Here is a 21098-nt window from a genome sequence, read left to right on the forward strand (position 1 = left end):
GGGCCCTTCGGCCCCGGCGAAAACCGGAAAGAAGGCTCACAATCCACCTGTGGAAAACCGCGGGCCGCTGCTCACGTTGCTGGTCGTCGCGGCGCTGGCGGCGGTGGTGCTCGGCATCAACATGAGCCGGGAGGCCACGCCCGCGTCGGCGCCCGGCCCTGCCACGCTCAGCGCGGCGCCGACGACCACGACTACGACCACCACCACGACGAAGGCTCCGTTCGAGGAGATGTACGTCGGCAAGGTGGACACCGGCGCGGCGATCGCCGTAGCGGTGAAGAACGAGAAGGCCGTCGCGTACCTGTGCGACGGGCAGCAGGTCGAGTCGTGGCTGGAGGGGACGCTGCAGGAGAGCACGTTGTCCCTCAAGGCCAAGAACGGCGACGAGCTCACCGGCACCATCCAGGGCGACCAGCTCAGCGGCACGGTGATCAAGCACGGGTTCACCGCGGCGAACGTCGACCCGCCGGCGGGCCTGTTCCGCGCCAGCGCCGGGGTGCTCGACCGGGTCGGCTGGATCGTCGAGAAGGACGGCACCGTCACCGGGCTGCGGCTCAAGGACGGAGCGGTCCAGCAGGCGCCCGCGTTCTCGCCGGACAAGGTCACGATCGACGGCAAGGACGTGCCGGTCGAACGGGTGGCGCCATGACGACCATCGATCGGAAAACCGCCACGGTCGTCGTGCCGTTCGCCATCGGGGCGGCGGTGTCGGTGGCGCTAGGCGTGTACGGCGGGCTGCACCAGCCGCAGGGGTACTCGATCAACATCGCCGGGTTCTCCAGCACGCAGGCGGTGAAGTCGTGGCTCGCGACCGTGGCGTTCGTGCTGGCATTGGTGCAGCTGACCAGCGCGTTGATGGTCTACGGCAAGATCAGGGGGCCCAAGTGGGTCGGCGTACTGCACCGCTGGTCCGGGCGGCTGGCCGTGCTGGCGACGGTGCCGGTCGTGGTGCACTGCCTGTACGCGCTGGGGTTCGATCCGTCGTCGCCGCGCGTGCTGGCGCACTCGTTGCTAGGTTGCTTCTTCTTCGGCGCGTTCACCGCGAAGATGCTGGTGCTGACCCGCAAAGGCGTGCCGGGCTGGGCGTTGCCACTGGTCGGCGGGGCGGTGTTCACCGGGCTCGTCGCGCTGTGGCTGACCTCGTCGTTGTGGTTCTTCACCACGGTCGGCGTGAAGTTCTAGGAGGCAACGGATGGGCCTGTCCCGACGAGCCGTGATCGCGGGCGCCGGGCTCGCCGCCGCGGGGTGCAGCACGTACGGCAAGCCGCCGTCGACGCCCACGCAGAACCCGACCGGTGAGCTGGTCAAGACCTCGGCGGTGCCACCGGGTGGTGGTGTGATCATCGGCGACAAGCAGGTCGTCGTGACGCAGCCGCAGCAGGGCACGTTCAAGGCGTTCAGCGCGATCTGCACGCACCAGGGCTGCACGGTGGCGAACGTCCAGGGCGAGACGATCAACTGCGAATGCCACGGCAGCAAGTACAACATCGCCGACGGCTCGGTGGCCGAAGGGCCGGCGACGCAGCCGCTTGCGGAGAAGAAGATCTCCGTGCAGGGGGACGCCATCCGGCTGGAGTAGCTCCACGTGGCCACGACCTGTCAACCGGGGCAGGCTGGAGGCATGGAGTACACCCACCTCGGCCGCAGCGGCCTGTCCGTGTCCCGGCTGTGCCTAGGCACGATGAACTTCGGCCCGGAGACGTCGGAGGCCGACAGCCACGCGATCATGGACCGGGCCCACGAGCACGGCATCAACTTCTTCGACAGCGCGAACGTCTACGGCTGGCAGAAGGGCGAGGGCGTCACCGAGCAGATCATCGGCCGCTGGTTCGCCACCGGTGGTCAGCGCCGTGAGCGCACCGTCATCGCGACCAAGCTGTACGGCAGCATGGGCGACTGGCCGAACGAGACCTTCCTGTCCGCGTTGAACATCCGCCGGGCGTGCGAGGCGTCGCTGCGGCGGATGCAGACCGACTACATCGATCTCTACCAGATGCACCACGTCGACCGGTCGACTCCGTGGGACGAGATCTGGGAGGCGTTCTCCGTCCTGCGCCAGCAGGGCAAGGTCATCTACTTCGGATCGTCCAACTTCGCGGGCTGGCACATCGCTCAGGCGCAGGAGGCTGCGCGGGATCGGAACTTCCTCGGGCTGGTCAGTGAGCAGTCGATCTACAACCTGTTGACTCGGTGGATCGAGCTCGAGGTTCTTCCTGCTGCCCGGCACTACGGGCTTGGTGTGATTCCGTGGTCGCCGTTGCACGGCGGGCTGCTCGCTGGGGCGTTGCGCAAGCATCGCGAGGGGGAGGGGTCGCGGAGCAAGTCCGGGCGGTCGGGGCAGGCGCTCGAGCAGCATCGGGACACCATCGATGCCTACGAGAAGCTCTGTGCTGATCTTGGGGAGGATCCCGCGAACGTCGGTCTCGCCTGGTTGTTGCATCAGGAGGGCGTGACCGCGCCGATTATTGGGCCGCGGACCGGGGCGCAGTTAGACGGGTCGTTGCGGGCGGCGGAGTTGAAGCTCGATGACGACGTGCTGGCCAAGTTGGACGAGCTGTTCCCGGCGCCGGCGCCCAACGGGTCCAAGCCTGCGCCGGAGGCTTACGCCTGGTGAGGCCGGCTCGCCATCGTGAGGGTGTCTTGCGGGGGTGAAGGGGTCTAACGAACGGGACTGGTTCTGCGGCCTTGCGGTGGCGAGTGTGTCTCGCGATCGTGAGGCCGCTTAGCAGGTGTTAGAGGGTCTAACGGACGGTGCGGGGTCTCGCTCTCGCGACGGTGAGGGCGCCTAGCGCGAGTTAGAGCCTCTAACGAACGCTATGGCGTCTCGCCCTCGCGACCGTGAAGCCGCCTTGCGGAGGTTAGAGGGTCTAACGGACCGCCCGCGAGCCCGCCTCGCGTTCGTGAGGGCGCCTCGCGGGGGTTAGAGGGTCTAACGAACCGCCCGCGAGCCCACCTCGCGTTCGTAAGGGCGCCTCGCGGAAGTTAGAGGGTCTAACGAACCCGCACGGGATACGTACGCCTGGTAGCGGATGACCGCCCGACGTTCGATGATGGCGGTGTGGTGGCGAGGGGGTGAGGGGTGGTGACCCAGCCTGTTCCCGTGCTGCACCGCCTCATCGCCGTCGTGGACGTCGAAGGCTTCAGCGACCCGGCCCGCACCGAGCTACACCAGGACGCGGTCCGCCGAGGCCTGTACGAAGCCCTGCAGCTGTCACTGAGCGAGATCGGGATCGACCCCAACGCGTGCACGATCGAGGACCGCGGCGACGGCGCCCTGATCCTCCTGCCGGTCACCGCCTCCGCCGTGACCGTCGCGGAACAACTCCCCGCCCGCCTGGTGTCGGCGTTGAAACGGCACAACGCGGTGGCGGCCGGCCCCGCCACGATCCGCCTGCGCGTGGCACTGCACGCCGGCCAGGTGCGCGAGGACCGTCAGGGCTTCGGCGGCACCGCGGTGATCCACACGTTCCGGCTCGTCGACGCGACCGAGCTCAGAACCACCCTCAGGGAATCGGACGGGGTGCTGGCGCTGATCGTGTCCGACGAGTTCTACCGGGAGGTCGTGGCGAGAGACCCGGCCAGCGAACCGGAGGTCTACCGCCGCGTCGACATCCAGGTGAAGCACACCCGAGCCCCGGCGTGGCTGCGCACGTTCGACGGCCGACCTAGGAAACAAGAACAGCAGGGCGACCTCGTCGAACTGGTGGACGCGTTGCTCGCCGTACCGACGCTCAGAAGCGAGGACGGCCGCCGCACGTTGCTCGAACTGCTCCGGCCGGAGATCGCGAACGCGGTGCCGTACAACCCGCGGCCGCGGTTGCAGGTGATCGGACTGCTCCGCACCTGTTTGGAATACGAGCGCGGCCTGGAGAACCTGATGGCGACGCTGCGCGACATCGAGGGAGGTGAATCGCTGCCTATCCGTCGTCTGGGGGAAATCGTGCGTCACTGGTTGAGCGACTGAGCGACCGTGCGTTTTTCTGTGTGATCCGTAGCGAGGCAGGGGGTACGGGTGCGTTGGGCCGAGCGACCTCTGTCGGTGGACGAGCTGGAGAGGCTGTGCGACGCCTTTCTCCGGCTGCCCGGCATGCGCGATCGGGCCAACCGCGACCTGTACGTCGAGGCGATGGGCGACCTCTCGCTCACCCGGCACGCCGACGCCTACCACGATGTGTGGTCTCTACTCGTCTCGTGCCTGTCCCAACGGGATGGCGTCACCCGGCTGATGAGCGTCGTGAACGTCTTCCACAAGCACAGCAAGCCGATGAGCGAGCTGGAAGCGCTGATCGACTTCCTCTTCCCGGACGCGCTGCTCGACCAGACAGAGCGTGAGCAGCTCGAAAGCCTGCTCGGGAACGTCGACCGGCGAACACTCGCGCTCGCCTACCGGCAGGCCAGCCCGCCGGCGTGGTGGAACGTCGAGTTCGACCGGGGTGATGTGGACGCGGTCGTGCGGCACCTCGAGACGTGCACCTCGGCGGAGGGCGAGCCGCCGCCGCTGCTGGCCTTCGTGGACTGCGTCGCCCACCAGCTCGACTCGGGCCGGCTCGCCTGTCACCGGTGGCTCGACGCCGTCGGCGCCCGGCTGGGCATCCCGGACAGTGCCATGGCGCGGCTGTGCACGAGGACGGCCGAGTGGCTGGCGGACGCGGAGGAGCCCTGCTACGTCACGGTCGGGCTGCAGCCGGACCTGATCGACCCGAGCCGGTTCCTGTTGTCCGTGTGGTTGCAGCACAACAGGTTCCCGGCCGAACCGTTGCACCGCGACGACGTGTCGCGGACGCTGCCGGAGATCCCGGTGATCCTGTCGCGACTGTTGCACGACGTCAGCGCGGACAACGTGACGATCGAGTTCGTGCTGCCGCGGTCGCTGCTCGGCCACCCCATCGACCAGTGGCAGATCGACCAGGACCTCTTCCCACACCGCATCGGCACGCGATATCCGGTCGTGGTGCGCAGCCTGGACCGCATGCGCCGTGGCGACCTGCACAGCCACTGGCGGCGCAAGTGGCGCTGGGTCAACCACAACGGACACGACCCCGAGCCCACGGCACTGCACTGGGTGCGGGAATCGGACACACCGGACTCGCTCTACTCGATGCTGCTGCTCGACAACGTGCCCGTCGCCGTGGCGCTCACCTCGCCACCCGACGACAGCGCACGGCTCGGCCCGGACGTGCTCACCGCCGCGCTCTACGCCGGGGTGCCGATCGTGTTCTGGTGCCGCAACCGGGAACTGGCGGAGTGCTTCGAACGTGACATGACCGCGAGGCTGACGGATCGCGGGGTCGCGGAGCTGCCGCAGCAGGTGCTGCGGCTGCGCAGGCAGGTCACCGGCGAAGCCGAGCGACCGCTGCTGGGGGAACACCTGACCCTGCTCTGGGACGACGCCGATCGCATCCCGGAGTCGTTCACCCGATCCACGCGGCTACGCGCACCAAGATGATTCGAGGCATGGCATGACCGACTGGTTGATCTACCGAGGAACCGGCGAGCCGCACGACGGCGTCGACCGTCTCCCCGAGCCACCGCCGTGGCGCCGGTTCGACGGCGGACCGGTCACCGCCACGCCGGACTGGGACGACTCGGTCGGGGGACGGCCGGGCGTGACGGACCGGGCCCGCGTCTACCGGCCGGTCGCCGAGGTCGTCGAGATCGTGAACGCCGCCCTGTACCTGCGCAGGCCATTGCTCGTGACCGGCAAGCCCGGCACCGGCAAGTCCACTCTCGCCTACAGCGTCGCCTACGAGCTCGGCCTCGGCCCGGTGCTGAACTGGCCGATCAGCAGTCACTCCAAGCTGGACGACGGGCTGTACCGCTACGACCCGATCGGCAGGCTCGAGCAGGCTTCGCTGGAACGCGACGGCAACGCGCCGCCGGACATCGGGCGCTACCTGCGGCTGGGACCGCTCGGCACGTCGTTCGTGCCGGGCCGCCGGCCGCGGGTGCTGCTGGTCGACGAGTTCGACAAGAGCGACATCGACCTGCCCAACGACCTGCTCAACGTCTTCGAGGAAGGCGAGTTCGAGATACCCGAGCTGAGCCGGCTGCCCGACGACCAGGCCGAGGTCGAGGTGATGACCGCCGATCCACGGCGGACCGCGGTGATCCGGCACGGGCGGGTGCGTTGCGCGGCCTTCCCGTTCGTGGTGATCACGAGCAACGGCGAACGCGAGTTCCCGCCCGCCTTCCTGCGCCGGTGCATCCGCCTCAACATCCAGCCGCCCGATGCCGAGAAGCTCGCCGAGATCATCGAGGGCCACCTGGGACCTGACGCGCTCGACGGCACGCGGCACCTCGTCGAGCAGTTCGTGGAGAAGCGCGACCTCGGAGACCTGGCGACCGACCAGCTGCTCAACGCCATCTACATCGCGACGTCCGGCGTCCGGCCCGAAGCCGCCACCCGTGAACGCCTCACCGAGCGGTTGTTCCGGCCGCTCGACAGCTCGGGTGGCCCCTGATGATCGACCGGCTGGTGGCGTGGGCCCGCGAGGCGGATCCGGACGTCACCGCCGAGGAACTCGCTGACGCCTTGTGGCTCGCCGGTTTCATGAACCGGCTGCCGCGCGCGCCGGTCGAACCGGAGCTGCCCCCAGCCCTTGAAGGCCGGCCGCCCGCACCGGAACCACCTGAGCCGCAACGGCTTCCGCGCCCGCCGGATCACGCCGGTGAGCACACTCCGTCCACCGAGGTGGCGTCGTACCGCCTGCCGCCGCCCGGAAAAATGATCGACGGCGAGTTCGGCGTGATCACCCGCAGTCCCGCCATGCCCGCGATCCCGGACGTGCTGGCGCTGTGCCGCGCGCTGCGGCCGTTGCGCCGCAAGGCGCCGTCGCGCACGGAACGCGATCTCGACGAGGAGCTCACCGCGCGCCGGATCGCGGAGACCGGGCTGTGGGTGCCGCGCACCCGTCCGGTCCTGCAGCGCTGGATGGACCTCGCGGTCGTGGTCGACGCGAGCGCGTCGATGGTGGTGTGGGACCGCATGATCGCGGAGCTGCACGCGATGCTGCGCCGGCTCGGCGCGTTCCGTGACGTGCGGGTGTGGCGCTTCGACGGCGACGCCGAAGGCGCCTGCGTGCTGCACGGCACGCTCTCACCAGCGGGAACGGGACACGACCCGCGTGAGTTCGTCGATCCGTCCGGCCGGCGCATGGTGCTGGTCGTGAGCGACTGCGTCGGCGCGGCGTGGGCCGACGGGACGGTCGCGGCGGCGCTGGAACTCATGGCGCGCGCCGGTCCCGTCGCCATCGCCCAGGTCCTGCCGCAACGGTTGTGGGCGGGCTGCGGGCAGGAGCTGCAACCGGTGCGCCTGCGCTCCGGCGTGCCGGGCGAGCCGAACGCGCGGTACGCCGTCGAACCGCGCGAGCCGTTCGCGGACCTGTCCGGCGCCGGGCTGCCGGTACCCGTGTTCGAGCTGGAACCGCGGTGGCTCGCGGCGTGGACGGGCCTGGTCACCGGGACCGGTTCCTGGGACAACCACATGGCGTTGTTCACCGGGCTGCGCGGCGACCACGAGCCGCTGCCGGAGGCGGCCGGCACCGCGGTGCCGCCCGAGGTCCTGGTCCAGCGGTTCCGTTCCAGCGCGTCCACCGAGGCCTACCGGCTCGCGGTCTGCCTGGCGGGCGCTCCGCTCTCGTTGCCCGTGATGCGGCTGGTCCAGGGCGCGATGCTGCCCGCGTCGCGGCCGTCCCACCTGGCCGAGGTGTTCCTCAGCGGCCTGCTGGTGCGTAGCGCCGATGACGACGAGCATGGCGGTCGGTCACCCGACGAGGACCAGTACGACTTCCGTCCCGGCGTGCGCGGCGAGCTGCTCGCGGACCTTTCCAGCCCGGACGCCCTGCAGGTGCTCGCGAAGGTGTCTGACTTCGTCACCCGCCGCCTCGGGTCCACATTGGACTTCCGGGCGCTGCTCACCGGGACGGCGCCGGTGCCCGGCCTCTCCGAGCTCGGCCGGCCCTTCGCCGAGGTGGCACAGGAGGTGCTGCGCAGGCTCGGTGGACGCTACGCCGACGCCGCCGCGCGTCTGGACCGCGTGATCTCGCCCGAGAAACCGAGCGGCCGCAACGGTCGTTCGCAGCCCGCGATCATGGGCGGAGTTCCGCCGCGCAACCCGAACTTCACCGGCCGCCGCGAGCTGCTGACCCGGTTGCGGCGGCTGCTGACCTCGAACGGCGCGCGCGTCGCGTTGCTGCCCAGCGCGTCGCACGGTCCGGGCGGCGTGGGCAAGACCCAGCTCGCGATCGAGTACGTGCACGCGTACGCGGGAGACTACGACCTGATCTGGTGGATCCGGGCCGATGACGTCACGCAGATCCGCGCGTCGTTCGTCGAGCTCGGCGCCCGGATGGGGCTGCCGCGCACCCGCGACGCCAAACGCGCGGTGGCCGCCGTGCTCCACGCGCTGCGAGCCGGTACGCCGTACCGGAAGTGGCTGCTGGTCTTCGACAACTTCGATAAGTTCGACGCGCCGGAGCTGCGCAGGCAGTTCGTGCCCGAGGAAGCCGGCCACATACTGATCACTACGCGCAACCGTTCTTGGTCGATACTTGCCACCTCGGTCGAGGTCGACGTGTTCTCCCGCGCCGAGAGCGTCGAACTGGTGCGTCGCCGTCGGCCCGACATCACGGCCGACGAGGCCGGTGAGCTCGCCGACCGCCTCGGTGACCTCCCGCTGGCGCTGGAACAGGCGGCGGCGTCGATCGCCGAGACGACCATGCCGGTCGCGGAGTACCTGAGGCTGCTGGAGCAGCAGTTCGGCACGCAGGAACGCGGACCCGGCGACAACTATCCGCCGTCGGTCGCCGCGACCTGGGCGGTCGCGTTTGCGGCGCTGGAGAAGGGCGCGCCCGCCGCGGCTCGGCTGCTCGAACTGCTCGCGTTCTTCGGGCCCGCGCCGATCTCGTTGCAGCTGTTGCGCGACGGCAGCACGGCGGATCTACCAGAACCCCTGGCGGAGACGTTGCGCAGCGACGTCCGTCTGCACGCGGCGGCCGAGCAAATCGCCAGGTACGCGCTCGCCCGGCTCGACCTGATGCGCGACCGGATCGAGGTGCACCGGCTCGTGCAGACGGTGGTGCACGGCCGGCTCCCATCTGGGCAGCACACGCGGTTGCGCGAATGCGTGCACGAGATCCTGGCCGCGGTGAATCCGGGGCATCCGGACGATCGGAGCACGTGGCCGCGGCACCGCGAGATCGCCCCGCACGTGGTGCCTGCGGCGATGATCTATGCGAACGGGTCGGCCGTGCGCACGGCCGTGCTGGACCAGCTGCGCTTCCTGTACTCGACCGGCGACTACGAGGGCAGCCGCGCCCTGAGCAAGCTCGCCGTGATCGCGTGGCAACGCGGGTTCGGGGCCAACGATGAGATCACGCTGGTGGCCACGAGGAACTGGGCCAACTCGCTGCGCGCGCTCGGCGAGGTCGAGACGGCGTGGCAGCTCGACCAGGACACCCACGACCGGTTCGCGCGGATCTTCGGGCCCGACCACGAACACACTCTGGCCAGCGCGAACAGCGTGGGTGCAGACCTGCGCGCGATGGGCCGGTTCGCCGAGGCGCGGCAGCTCGACGAGGCGAACCTCGCCCGGCACCGCCGGAAGTGGGGCGACCTGCACCCGTTGACGTTGCGCACCGCCAACAACCTCGCCGTCGACCTGCGTCAGCTCGGCGACCCGATGGCCGCGTTCGAGCTCGACCAGGGCACCGTGCGCCGGCGCGAGGATCTCGACGGCCCGGACGACCCGGCCACGTTGTGGGTGACCAGCAACCTCATCCGCGACCTGCTCGGGCTCGGCCTGTACGCGGAGGCGTTGCGCCACCAGGAAAGGGTGCTCCCGGTGCACCGCGAGGTGCTCGGCGGCAACAACACGCAGGTGCTGCTGGCCATGCGCAACGTCGTGATCGCGCTGCGCAAGACCGGCGACTTCACCCGCGCGTTGTCGCTGGCGGAGGAGAACTTCCACGCGACGTGCCGCAGGCTCGGCGACGACCACGAGCACACGCTCGCCGCGATGATGAGCTACTGCAACGCGTTGCGCTGCGCCGGCTCGATCGCCGAGGCGCTGCGGATCGGTCGCGAGGCGTACGGCCGGTACCGCGCGCACTACTTCGGCGAGCGGCACCCGTTCACCCTCGCCTGCGCGGTGAACCTCGCGATCGTGTTGCGGCACAACGGCGATGTCGCCGAGGCGCGGGAGCTCAACGCACGCACGCTCGAGGACCTGGACACCGTGCTGGGCCGCGACCACCCGACGTCGCTGTGCTGCGCCACCAACCTGGGCAACGATCTGGCAGCGCTCGGCACACCCAACACGTGGCTGGACTTCGACACGCTGCTGCGGTCGCGGCGGACCAGGGGTGACCACCATCCCGACACGCTCATGTGCGCCGTGAACGCCGGAGAGGTCGAGGAAGGGGTGCGCGAGCTGGGACTGCGGCTCGGTGTGTGGCACCCCGATGTCGTCGCCGCGGCGGCGGGCCGCCGGCTGGACTGCGACGTGGAGCCCGCGCCGAGCTAGGCGTTGGCGGCCTGCCAGGTGGTCCAGTGGCGTTCGACAGCGGCTGTCGCCTCCGGCTCGTCGGGCACGGCCCAGCTGTCCACAGTGGACCGCATGCCGCGGGCGAACCGGCGCCCGGACTCGGTGAGCCGGGTGGTGTCGAGGACGTCCAGCGCCCGGCGCAGCTGCTCGGCCGTGTGCGCGAACTCGAACCGGTTTCCTTCCAGGCGCCAGAACTCGGCGACGCCCAGGAACGCGTAGGTTCCATGCAGCACGCCCCAGTTCGGGCGTGGATCGGCGCGCCAGGGGGAGTAGTAGCGGCGGGTGTCCGACGGGTCGTACAGCTCGACGAGGTCGAGCAGCGCGTCGAGCTTCGTGTGCTGGCACTCGTGCACGAGCGTCACCGCGAAGTCCGTGCCGCCGGTCGGCGTCGTCAGCGCGACCGCGCCGAACGCGTCGCGCGCGGTCGCGCTGAACCGCTGCTGTGCGTTGTGCTGCAAGGGAACCAGCGAGACGATGCACGACGAGATCTCCGCCGCGTGTTCCGCGTGGTCGCGCGCGAGGATCGTCCACGCCTCGGTGAACATGTCCTGCCAGAGGCTCACGGCGTCGTCCGGCAGCCGGCCGGCCGGTGGTAGCCGCGGCAGGTCGCGGTAGGGGCTGAAGTCGTTGAGCAGCAACGAGATCACGTCGTCACCGAACCGGGCTGACAGGTACCTCCGGTGCTCCGGCTGGGAGAGGACGTCGCCTAGGTCCGCCTTCGCGGCGGAGCGCAACGTCCGGGCCGCCCACGCGCCGAAGTGCGGATCGGACACGATCTCGGTGAAGCGGTCGGGAGACAGCTCCTCGAGCGCGTCGAGACACAGGTCCGTCTCGGTCTTCACCAGGCGCAGCAACAGCATGTGCTTGCTGAACTGGCCCGCCTTGAGCGTGGCGAGCGACCGCGCGTCGCTGCGGCCCGTGGCCAGCAGGTCGAACGCCTCCCAGCTGAGCGGAATCCGTTTCACGGCTGGATTCTCCGCAGATCCGCGTGCACTCGGCCGGCGACATGCTTGATCAGCCGGGTGAGGTCCGGGCAGTACACGGATGGGTTCCGGAAGCCAATGCCCTCCCGGTAGCGGTGCGGGTAGTAGCCGCCACCGCAGATGTCGAGGATGTCGCACGACAGGCAGGCGTCGGCGAGCGCACGCGTGCCGATCTGGCGCGCTGCGATGGCCGGGTGCGCGAGCGCGGTGTCCATGCTGTCGTCGAAGACGTTCAGCCCCGTCCGCGCGGCGCCGTGGTACGCCGAGCGCAGCGAGTCGACCTGTTCGAACGAGCCGCCGGTGTCGACGACGAGCAGGGCGACGGGACTCAGGCCCACGCTCTCCACCCGGCTGCTGCCGCCGAGGAACAGGTTGATGATCTCCTCGAACAGCCGGATGCTCGTGCGCCTTGTCGGAGCGTCGTACCAGCGGTCGAACACCGCGGCGAGCCAGTCGCCGTAGCCGCGCCGCGGCGGCGTCGTCCAGTTCGCGTGCGGCAGCAGCAGGTCGATGGCGGGCGGCTCGTGGTCGAGCAGCGCGTCGTAGGTCCGGACCGGGTCCGTGTCGAGCGGGATGACGCACAACAGGCCGCCGTACAGGTGCCGGAACCGCTTGTCCCGCAACAGTTCCAGACCTTTGGCGGTGTGCGCGTGGCTGCCGCGCCCGTCCGCGAACCTGCGGTTGGCGTCGTGCGCCTCCGCCGGGCCGTCGATGCTCACCCCGACCCGGATGTCATGTTCGGCGAACGTCGTCAGCAGTTCCTCGTCGAGCCGCACGGCGTTGGTCTGCAGGCCGACCGTGACGGGCGCGGGCACCCGCGCTCTGAGCGTTGCCGCCGCGGTGGCGAGGAACTCTCCACCGGCGAGCAAGGGTTCACCGCCGTGCAGGGTCACGTCGATTCGCGGCAACCCGTGTCGTTCGACGTGCTCGGCGATACGTGCGGCGGTTTTCTCGAGAACCGTGAACGGCATCCGGCCCGCCGTCGAGCGCCACGTCTGGTCCGCCATGGCGTAAACGAAGCAATACTCGCAGCTCAAGTCGCACCGGCTGTGCACCTTGAGCACGAACTGCTGGAACGGAACCGGCCGGAAACCCCGGGCCAGCAGGGCATCGACGTCCAGTAGATCCGTCGGCCACTCGGCACCCATGATCAGATGCGGTTCTGGAAGCCCGCTATCGCCTCTTCGGGATTGTCGAGCTCTCGTCGAATCCTGCGCAGGGCGTGCGCCAACGCCGAGTCCTCGAGCGTCAGCAGCTCGGCGAGAGGGACGTTGGTGAGGTCGACCAGATCTGTCGACGGCCCGTGCGCAGCACTCACCGCGCGAAGACTAGCTTATTCGGTCCTAGTCTTCGGGGTCATCCTCGTCATCGCGTGCGAGGTAGGTCGCGAAACGCTCGATGGCCGTCTCGAAGTCCGGATTGGCGTCGACGAAGCTGCGGAGCTTGTCGGCGAGCCACGCGAGGGTGACCTCCTCGTCGCCGCGCCGGTCCTCGAGCTCCTCGATGCCGCGATCGGTGAAGTACATCGTGTCTCTCCCTGAAGTGCCGTTAGGGGCACCCTTGCGACGCGGAACGTCGTGAGGGTGCCCCTAACGGCAGAGAACTAGTCGAAGGCGCGGGTAATGATCTCGCGCTGCTCGACCTCGTGCACCTTGCTCGAGCCCGCGGACGGCGCGGCCATCGGCCGGCGCGACACGCGGCGGACGTTGCCCAGCTTGCCCTCCAGCAGCTCGGGCAGGGCCAGGCCGTAGAACGGCCAGGCGCCCTGGTTCGCCGGCTCCTCCTGGACCCACCGGATGTCGGTGAGGTTCGGGTAGCGCTCGAGGATCTCGGTCAGCTTCTTCGCCGGCACCGGGTACAGCTGCTCGACCCGCACGATCGCGGTGTCCTTGGCAGCGCGCTTCTCCCGCTCCGAGTGGAGCTCGTAGGAGATCTTGCCGCTGCACAGCAGGACCTTCGTGACCGCGTTGACGTCGCTGACGGTCGGGTCGTCGATGACCGACTGGAAGCGGTCCTCGAGGAACTCCTCGACCGGGCTGACCGCGGCCTTGAGGCGCAGCATCGACTTCGGCGTGAACACCACCAGCGGCCGGTCGACGCCGTCGAGGGCGTGGCGGCGCAGCAGGTGGAAGTAGTTCGCCGGCGTCGACGGGACCGCGACGGTCATCGAGCCCTCGGCGCACAGCTGCAGCCAGCGCTCGATGCGGCCGGACGTGTGGTCCGGGCCCTGACCCTCGTGGCCGTGCGGCAGCAGGATCACGACGTCGGAACGCTGACCCCACTTGGCCTCACCGGACGAGATGAACTCGTCGATGATCGGCTGCGCGCCGTTGACGAAGTCGCCGAACTGCGCCTCCCACAGGACCAGCGCCTGCGGGTTCGCCACCGAGTAGCCGTACTCGAAGCCCAGCGCCGCGAACTCCGACAGCACCGAGTCGTAGACCATGAACTTGCCCTGGTCGTCCGACAGGTTCTGCAGCGGCGTGTACTCCTCGCCGGTCTTGCGGTCGACCAGGGTCGCGTGGCGCTGCACGAACGTGCCGCGGCGCGAGTCCTGACCGGCCAGGCGGATCTTGCGACCCTCCATCGCGAGCGAGCCGAACGCCAGCAGCTCCGCGAACGCCCAGTCGATGCCGCCCTCGCGCGCCATCTTGGCGCGGCGCTCCAGCACCGGCTTGACGCGAGCGTGCGGCGTGAAGCCCTCGGGCAGGTTCACGTGCGCGTCGGCGATGTGCTCCATCATCTGGCGGCTGATGCCGGTCGACAGCTTCGCCGGGACCTGCTGCTCCGCCTCGACCGACGGGCTCGCCTTGATCGGATGCTTCTCCAGCTCCCGGACCTCGTTGAACACGTGCTCGAGCTGGCTGGAGAAGTCCTGCAGCGCCTTCTCGGCCTCTTCGACCGTGATGTCGCCGCGGCCGATCAGTGCCTCGGTGTAGGTCTTGCGGACCGAACGCTTCTGGTCGATCACGTCGTACATCGCCGGCTGGGTCATCGAGGGGTCGTCGCCCTCGTTGTGACCGCGGCGGCGGTAGCAGACCATGTCGATCACGACGTCCTTGTGGAACTTCTGGCGGTAGTCGACCGCCAGCTTCGCGACCCAGTAGCACGCCTCCGGGTCGTCGCCGTTCACGTGGAAGACCGGCGAACCGATCATCTTCGCGACGTCGGTCGAGTACTTGGACGACCGCGAGTGCTCCGGCGCGGTGGTGAAGCCGACCTGGTTGTTCACCACGATGTGCACGGTGCCGCCGGTGCGGTAGCCGCGGACCAGCGCCAGGTTCAGCGTCTCCGCGACGACACCCTGGCCGGCGAACGCCGCGTCACCGTGCAGGGCGACCGGCAGGACGGGGAAGAAGTCACCGCCCTTGTCGATCAGGTCCTGCTTGGCGCGCACGATGCCCTCGAGCACCGGGTCGACCGCCTCGAGGTGCGAGGGGTTCGCGGTCAGCGACACCTTGGTCTCGCCGTCGCCGAACATGCGGAAGTACTTGCCCTCGGCGCCGAGGTGGTACTTCACGTCGCCCGAGCCGTGCGCCTGGCCGGGGTCGAGGTTGCCCTCGAACTCGCGGAAGATCTGCGAGATCGGCTTGCCGACGATGTTCGCCAGGACGTTCAGGCGGCCGCGGTGCGGCATGCCGATGACGACCTCGTCCAGCTCGTGCTCGGCGGCCTTGTCGAGCACCGCGTCGAGCAGCGGGATGACGGTCTCGCCGCCCTCCAGCGAGAACCGCTTCTGGCCGACGTACTTCGTCTGCAGGAACGTCTCGAAGGCCTCGGCCGCGTTGAGCTTGCTGAGGATGTACTTCTGCACGGTGGCCGGCGGCTTCTCGTGCGGAACCTCGACGCGCTCCTGGATCCAGTTGCGCTCCTCCGGCTCCAGGATGTGCATGTACTCCACGCCGATCGTGCGGCAGTAGGAGTTGCGCAGCACACCGAGGATGTCGCGCAGCTTCATCCGCTCCTGGCCGGCGAAGCCGCCGACCGGGAACTCGCGGTCCAGGTCCCACAGCGTCAGGCCGTGGCTGAGGACGTCGAGGTCCTCGTGGCGGCGCTGACGGTAGTTCAGCGGGTCCGTGTCGGCCATCAGGTGGCCGCGCGTGCGGTAGGCGTCGATCAGCTCGATGACGCGGGCGGTCTTGTCGACCGCGCCCTCGGGGATGTCGGCGACCCAGCGGATCGGCTCGTACGGCAGCCGCAGCGACGTGAAGATGTCGTCGTAGAAGCCGTCCTCGCCCAGCAGCAGCTGGTGGATCCGCTTGAGGAACTCGCCCGACTCCGCGCCCTGGATGATGCGGTGGTCGTACGTGCTGGTGAGGGTGATGATCTTGCTGACACCCATGTCGGTCAGGGCCTGCTCGCTGGTGCCCTGGAAGTGCGCGGGGTACTCCATGGCGCCGACGCCGATGATCGCGCCCTGACCGGCCGTGAGGCGCGGAACCGAGTGGTTCGTGCCGATCGTGCCGGGGTTCGTCAGCGAGATCGTCGTGCCGGAGAAGTCCTCGGCGGTCAGCGAACCGCTGCGGGCCTTGCGGATCAGGTCCTCGTACGCCTGCCAGAACTGCGTGAACGTCATGTTCTCGCAGCCCTTGATCGACGCGACGACCAGGGACCGGCTGCCGTCCTTGCCGGGCAGGTCGATCGCGAGGCCGAAGTTCACGTGCTCCGGCGTGACGACGAACGGCTTGCCGTCGACCTCGGCGTAGTGCCGGTTCATGTTCGGGTACGCCTGCAGCGCCCGGACCACCGCGTAGCCGATCACGTGCGTGAAGGAGACCTTCCCGCCACGCGTCCGCTTCAGGTGGTTGTTGATCACGATGCGGTTGTCCGCGAGGAGCTTCGCGGGCACGGCGCGCACGCTGGTCGCGGTCGGAACGGTGAGCGAAAGCTCCATGTTCTTCGCGATCGCGGCGGAGGCGCCGCGCAGCTGCTTCTGCTCGGGACCCGCGGAGGCCTTCACCGGAGCCGCCTTCGCCGCCTGCGCGGGAGCGGGCTTCGCCGCCGCCGGCTTCGCGGCGGGGGCCTTCGGGGCCTCCTGCGGCTTCGGTGCGGTCACCGTGGTGGTCGCCTTGCCGTTGTCGGCCGGCGGCGTGGTGGGCGCTGCTGCGGAGGCGGCAGCGGTGTTCCCGTTGCCCGCCGCGCGCTGCGTCGGCTTGTAGTCGGCAAAGAAGTCATGCCATGCCGGGTCTACGGATGACGGGTCCGCGAGGAACTGCTCGTACATCTCCTCGACGAGCCACTCGTTCGGCCCGAATTGTGACGCAGGACTGCTGCTGGACACGGCTGGCGCTCGCCTCTATCCATCTCGCTCTTGGTGATTACTCATGCGCTAGTCAGGCTAGTCCCCCGTCGGCTGGGCTTCATACACGGGAGCGGCCTGGCAAGGAGTGCTCTGTCACAGGATCGATCAGGACGGGGCCGGCGTCAGCCGGGCTTGAGCATTTCTTGATGTGTGTCTCAATTCGTCTGCCCTTCCTCGGTCTGTGGATCATCCTGCGGGGTTGTCGGGGGATACGCACGGTGGGCTTCCGTGCGTTCACTCTTCGTGGGTGTGGGCTGGGTTTCTTCGGGCCTCGTGCCGCGCGTGGCTTTCGGATTGCGGCTAGTGCGACACCTGCTCGCGTTCGGCGTTGTGACGATTGCTGGAACCCAAGCTGGACCGGTACGGCTTCGTGTCTTGGGGTGCTCCTGAGCTCCAGACCCCGAGGCTGCTTCGCGTCTCGGGGTGCTCCTGGAGCTCCGCCCCAGACCCCGGCACAGCTCCGAGAGGGGACCGGGGCTGGGTTTGGGTGGTGGGTTGCTTTGGTGGCGGGCCCTCCCGTCGCAGCGCACCAGAGGCGGCAGGGCTTCGCCTGCGCTGCGACGGGAGGGGCCCCATCACCTGGGGGCTTTGCGCGCTGCGCGCGCGTGGGGCTTCGCTTCGCTCGCCCGTTGCGTTGCGTAGTGGGTTGGGATTAGGCGGCTTCGTCTGTGTCTGTGGTGCCGTGGTGCCATAGGTGGGCGTAGGCGCCGTTGGCCTCTAGGAGCTCGGCGTGTGTGCCCTGTTCCAGGACGCGGCCGTGCCCTAGCACGACTATGCGATCCGCCCTTGCCGCCGTTGCCAGGCGGTGCGCGACTACGAAGGTTGTGCGGCTGCCCGATAAGTGGTCGCTTGCCGCCAGCACCGCCGACTCGGTGGACGGGTCCAGGGCTGCGGTCGCCTCGTCCAGGAGCAGGAGATCCGGGTCTACCAGTTCGGCTCTCGCCAGGGCGATCAGTTGGCGCTGGCCCGCCGACAGGGCGTTGCCGCGTTCGCCGACCTGCTGGTGGAAGCCGTTGGGTAGCGAGGCGACCATTGGGAGGGCGCCTACGGCTGTGGTGGCCTGCTGGATTTCGTCGCGAGTGGCCGTGGGGCGGCCGTAGCTCACGTTCTCCGCTACGTCGCCGCCGAAGAGGTGGGCCTCCTGAGGGACTACGCCCAGGCGTTGGCGGTACGCCGACAGGTCGTAGTCGCGGACGTCCACGTCGTCGATCAGGACCTGGCCGGACGTGACGTCGTAGAAGCGGGCGACCAGTTTGACCAAGGTTGACTTGCCCGCACCCGTGGCGCCTACCAGGGCGACGGTTTCGCCTGGGGTGACGGTCAGGTTGATGTCGTCCAGGGCTGGGTGGTCCGTGCCTGGGTACTGGAAGGTGACGTTGCGGAGCTCGACCTTGCCGCGTAGGCGAGGGGGGACCGGGATCGGGGTCGTCGGGGGCTGGACTGTGCTCGGGGTGCGCAGCAGGTCGCCGATTCGGCGTAGACCGACACGTGCCTGCTGGTAGCCGTCGAAGACACCCGACAGGGATTGGACCGGGGCGAAGAAGAGGCCCAGGTACAGCAGGAACGCCAGCAGGACGCCTGGGGTCAGGGTGCCGGTGGCTACCCGGTGGGCGCCTACTGCCAGGACTACCGCCTGGGCTACGCCCGAGAGCATTGCCACGAAGGGGAAGTACGTGGCGATGTAGCGCTGGGCCCGTAGGCGCGTGACTCGGTAGGCGTCGCTGCGCGCTGCGAAGGCGTCGGCTGAGTGTTCCTCCCTCGTGTAGGCCTGGGAGACGCGTAGGCCGGAGACGTTCTCCTGTAGGTCGGCGTTGACTGCGCTTACGCGCTCGCGGGCTTCGGCGTACGCGACTGAGGAGAGGCGCTGGAAGATCACTGTTGCGGCCAGCAGGATCGGGACGGCCGCGAGGGCGATCAGGGATAGCGACGGGTCGGTTGCTACCAGGGCGATCGTGATGCCCACGACTGTGATCAGGCTGATCACTGCGGTTACCAGGCCGGTTTGCAGGAACGTCGACAGCGCGTCCACGTCCGTCGTCATCCGCGTCATGATGCGGCCGGCCATCTCGCGCTCGTAGTAGTCCAGGCCCAGGCGTTGCAGGTGGGCGTAGCTGCGGACTCGGAGCAGGTAGAGCTGGCGTTCGCCCAGGCGGGCGGCCAGCACCGAGCTGGTCGTCGTGGTCAGCCAGTTGATCGCTACCAGTGCCACGCCCAAGGCGGCGGCCAGCCACAGGGTGGAGGTGCGGCCCTGGACCACGCCGCCGTCTACGCCCAGCCGGACCAGGGCGGGTAGGCCCATGCCGACCAGGGCGTCGATCACCAGTAGGGCGCCTACCAGCAGCAGCGCCCAGCGGACCGGGCGGAGCAGGGTGCGCAGGCTGAAGGCGGGGTCCGGGGCGCTTGGGTCCTCGGTGCCCAGCGACGGTTGCTCGGTGGCCGGGGGGAGGGCGTTGACCTTTGCCAGGAGTTCTGGCGTCGGCGGGCCGCCCGCCAGGGCCGCGTTGGTGCCTCCGCCGCCCTTGCGGCCGGAGACGGTTGGGGCGGCCCGGTGGTGTTCGACGATTTCCTGCGTTGGCCCCGGCCACAGGTTGCCGGTGGGGGCGGCGGCCGGGGCCTCGATCGCCTCGCCTGGGCCGGCCAGTAGCTCGCGGTACAGGGCGCAGCGCGCGGTCAGTTCGGCGTGTGTGCCGATGTCTACTACGTGGCCCTTGTCCAGGACCGCGATGCGGTCGGCCAGAGCCAGTGATGAACGGCGGTGGGCGATCAGCAGGGTGGTGCGGTCGGCCGTGACCGAGGCGAGGGTGGCGTGGATGGCCGCCTCGGTGGCGGTGTCCACTGCGGACGTCGCGTCGTCCAGGATCAGGACTCTCGGGTCGGACAGCAGCGCGCGGGCCAGGGCTACTCGTTGGCGCTGGCCGCCGGAGAGTGTGAGGCCTCGTTCTCCTACGACCGTGTCGTAGCCATTCGGGAGGGCGGTGATGAAGTCGTGGGCCTCGGCGGCTTTTGCCGCGCGCACGACGTCTTCCGTCGAAGCGTGCGGGCGGCCGTACGCGATGTTGGCGAACACCGTGTCGGAGAACAGGAAGGCTTCCTCGAAGACCACGCCGACGGTGCCGCGCAGCGAACCCAGCCGCAGCGTGCGGACATCTACGCCGCCGACCCGGACCGCACCTTTGTGGACGTCGTAGAACCTGGGCAGCAGCAACGAGACCGTCGACTTGCCGGAACCCGCCGTGCCCACCAGTGCGAGGGTTTCGCCTGGGGCCACGGAGATCGAGAAGTCGCGCAGCACCGGTTCGCTGCGCGTGTAGCCGAACGTGACGTCGTCGAACTGCAGGCCCACCGGGCCGGTGGGCACCTCGCCGGGACCGTCTACCACCTCGGGCTGTGAGTCGATCAGCTCGTACACGCGCTCGATGCCCGCTCGGGCCAGCTGGGCGTTGACGACCATGCTCGACAGCAGGCGCGTCGGGCCGACCAGCGTGGCGACATACGTGGCGAACGCCAGGAACGTGCCCAGGCTCACCTGCTGGTGCAGCGCCAGCCAGCCGCCCAGCGCGAGGACCGCCACCTGCCCCAGCGCGGGCAGCGCCGTGACCGTCGCCATCGGCTTCGCGGTGAGCTTCGCGGCCCGCATGCGTTCGGCGAACAGCTTGCGCGAGTGTTCCTCCAGCCGGGACACCTCGCGGGCCTCCTGACCGAAGCCCTTCACGACCCGGACGCCGGTGACCGTCTCCTCGACGTGCTGCGCCAGGTCCGCGGCCCGTTGCTGGGCCGACCAGGTGGCCGGGAAGAGCGTCAGGCGGCTGCGGCCCGCCATCCACGCCACGCAGGGCAGGACGATCAGCGCGATCACCGTCAGCGGCGGCGACAGCCAGACCATCGCGCCCAGCGCGGCCAGCGCGAACGCCACCGTGCCGATGGCCAGCGGGACCATCGACAGCAGTGAGTGCACCAGCTGCAGGTCGGTGATCGAGCGGGACACGATCTGGCCGGTGCGCATCGCGTCCTGCTTCGCGCCGTCCAGGCGTTGCACCGAGCCGAAGACGCGCTGCCGCAGGTCGTGCTGGACGTCCAGCGCCAAGCGGCCGCCGAGGTAGCGGCGCAGGAACGCCGAGCCGAACGTCAGCAGCTCCAGGACGACCAGGCCGATCATCAAAGGCACAAGTCGACTTGTCCGCCCGGCCGCGGAGTCGTCGATAGCGGTCTTGAGGAGCAACGGGCCCGCGGCCTGGAGTCCGACGCCCACGACGGCAGCGGCCACCGACAG

14 protein-coding genes are annotated in these 21098 nt (G+C 69.4%); 8 read left to right on the forward strand and 6 right to left on the reverse strand.

Annotation, left to right across the window (positions count from 1 at the left end; translation table 11 throughout):
- The first annotated feature begins 49 nt into the window (after positions 1 to 49).
- The 8 genes from QSK35_RS10270 to fxsT all read left to right on the forward strand — a co-directional run bounded on the left by QSK35_RS10270 (position 50) and on the right by fxsT (position 10522).
- Positions 50 to 649, forward strand: a complete 600-nt coding sequence (locus QSK35_RS10270; RefSeq protein WP_285744605.1) for a hypothetical protein — start codon at positions 50 to 52, stop codon at positions 647 to 649.
- Positions 646 to 1182, forward strand: a complete 537-nt coding sequence (locus QSK35_RS10275; protein ID WP_285744607.1) for a DUF6529 family protein — start codon at positions 646 to 648, stop codon at positions 1180 to 1182. The genes QSK35_RS10270 and QSK35_RS10275 overlap by 4 nt, the downstream gene beginning before the upstream one ends.
- Positions 1183 to 1192: 10 nt before the next feature.
- Positions 1193 to 1579 carry a Rieske (2Fe-2S) protein gene (locus tag QSK35_RS10280; RefSeq protein WP_285744610.1) on the forward strand — a complete coding sequence of 129 codons (387 nt, stop codon included), beginning with the start codon at positions 1193 to 1195 and terminating at the stop codon, positions 1577 to 1579.
- A gap of 42 nt (positions 1580 to 1621) precedes the next feature.
- Positions 1622 to 2614: an aldo/keto reductase gene (locus tag QSK35_RS10285; RefSeq protein WP_285744611.1), complete on the forward strand. Its 993-nt coding sequence runs from the start codon at positions 1622 to 1624 to the stop codon at positions 2612 to 2614.
- Positions 2615 to 3082: 468 nt separating this feature from the next.
- Entirely contained in the window at positions 3083 to 3964 is an 882-nt protein-coding gene (locus QSK35_RS10290) for an effector-associated domain 2-containing protein (RefSeq protein ID WP_285744613.1), read from the forward strand.
- A gap of 75 nt (positions 3965 to 4039) precedes the next feature.
- On the forward strand, positions 4040 to 5446 hold the full coding sequence (locus tag QSK35_RS10295; RefSeq protein WP_285744615.1) for a VMAP-C domain-containing protein: 1407 nt from the start codon (positions 4040 to 4042) through the stop codon (positions 5444 to 5446).
- Positions 5447 to 5459: 13 nt separating this feature from the next.
- Positions 5460 to 6461, forward strand: coding sequence for an AAA family ATPase (locus tag QSK35_RS10300; RefSeq protein WP_285744617.1), 1002 nt, complete (start codon positions 5460 to 5462; stop codon positions 6459 to 6461).
- Positions 6461 to 10522, forward strand: coding sequence for an FxSxx-COOH system tetratricopeptide repeat protein (gene fxsT / locus QSK35_RS10305; protein WP_285744620.1), 4062 nt, complete (start codon positions 6461 to 6463; stop codon positions 10520 to 10522). The genes QSK35_RS10300 and fxsT overlap by 1 nt, the downstream gene beginning before the upstream one ends.
- Here the strand turns inward: fxsT and QSK35_RS10310 are convergent.
- The 6 genes from QSK35_RS10310 to QSK35_RS10335 all read right to left on the reverse strand — a co-directional run bounded on the left by QSK35_RS10310 (position 10519) and on the right by QSK35_RS10335 (position 21098).
- Entirely contained in the window at positions 10519 to 11508 is a 990-nt protein-coding gene (locus QSK35_RS10310) for an aKG-HExxH-type peptide beta-hydroxylase (RefSeq protein ID WP_285744622.1), read from the reverse strand. The genes fxsT and QSK35_RS10310 overlap by 4 nt on opposite strands.
- Positions 11505 to 12674 carry an FxsB family cyclophane-forming radical SAM/SPASM peptide maturase gene (locus QSK35_RS10315; RefSeq protein ID WP_285744624.1) on the reverse strand — a complete coding sequence of 390 codons (1170 nt, stop codon included), beginning with the start codon at positions 12672 to 12674 and terminating at the stop codon, positions 11505 to 11507. The genes QSK35_RS10310 and QSK35_RS10315 overlap by 4 nt, the downstream gene beginning before the upstream one ends.
- Positions 12675 to 12676: 2 nt before the next feature.
- A complete protein-coding gene (fxsA, locus tag QSK35_RS10320; RefSeq protein ID WP_285744626.1) occupies positions 12677 to 12844 on the reverse strand; it encodes an FxSxx-COOH cyclophane-containing RiPP peptide in 168 nt (55 codons plus the stop codon).
- Between the two features lie 25 nt (positions 12845 to 12869).
- Positions 12870 to 13052: a DUF6104 family protein gene (locus tag QSK35_RS10325; RefSeq protein WP_285744628.1), complete on the reverse strand. Its 183-nt coding sequence runs from the start codon at positions 13050 to 13052 to the stop codon at positions 12870 to 12872.
- Positions 13053 to 13129: 77 nt separating this feature from the next.
- Entirely contained in the window at positions 13130 to 16807 is a 3678-nt protein-coding gene (locus tag QSK35_RS10330; protein WP_285744630.1) for a multifunctional oxoglutarate decarboxylase/oxoglutarate dehydrogenase thiamine pyrophosphate-binding subunit/dihydrolipoyllysine-residue succinyltransferase subunit, read from the reverse strand.
- A 673-nt stretch (positions 16808 to 17480) separates the two neighbouring features.
- On the reverse strand, positions 17481 to 21098 hold the full coding sequence (locus QSK35_RS10335) for an ABC transporter ATP-binding protein (protein WP_352243706.1): 3618 nt from the start codon (positions 21096 to 21098) through the stop codon (positions 17481 to 17483).

Source organism: Lentzea sp. NBRC 105346, assembly GCF_030269605.1.
Classification (GTDB): Bacteria; Actinomycetota; Actinomycetes; order Mycobacteriales; family Pseudonocardiaceae; genus Lentzea.

Coding starts and splice junctions, on each gene's coding strand:
- QSK35_RS10285 (WP_285744611.1), top strand. CDS start 1,622: ATGGAGTACACCCACCTCGGCCGCAGCGGCCTGTCCGTGTCCCGGCTG.
- QSK35_RS10315 (WP_285744624.1), bottom strand. CDS start 12,674: ATGGGTGCCGAGTGGCCGACGGATCTACTGGACGTCGATGCCCTGCTG.
- QSK35_RS10300 (WP_285744617.1), top strand. CDS start 5,460: ATGACCGACTGGTTGATCTACCGAGGAACCGGCGAGCCGCACGACGGC.
- QSK35_RS10280 (WP_285744610.1), top strand. CDS start 1,193: ATGGGCCTGTCCCGACGAGCCGTGATCGCGGGCGCCGGGCTCGCCGCC.
- QSK35_RS10325 (WP_285744628.1), bottom strand. CDS start 13,052: ATGTACTTCACCGATCGCGGCATCGAGGAGCTCGAGGACCGGCGCGGC.
- QSK35_RS10275 (WP_285744607.1), top strand. CDS start 646: ATGACGACCATCGATCGGAAAACCGCCACGGTCGTCGTGCCGTTCGCC.
- fxsT (WP_285744620.1), top strand. CDS start 6,461: ATGATCGACCGGCTGGTGGCGTGGGCCCGCGAGGCGGATCCGGACGTC.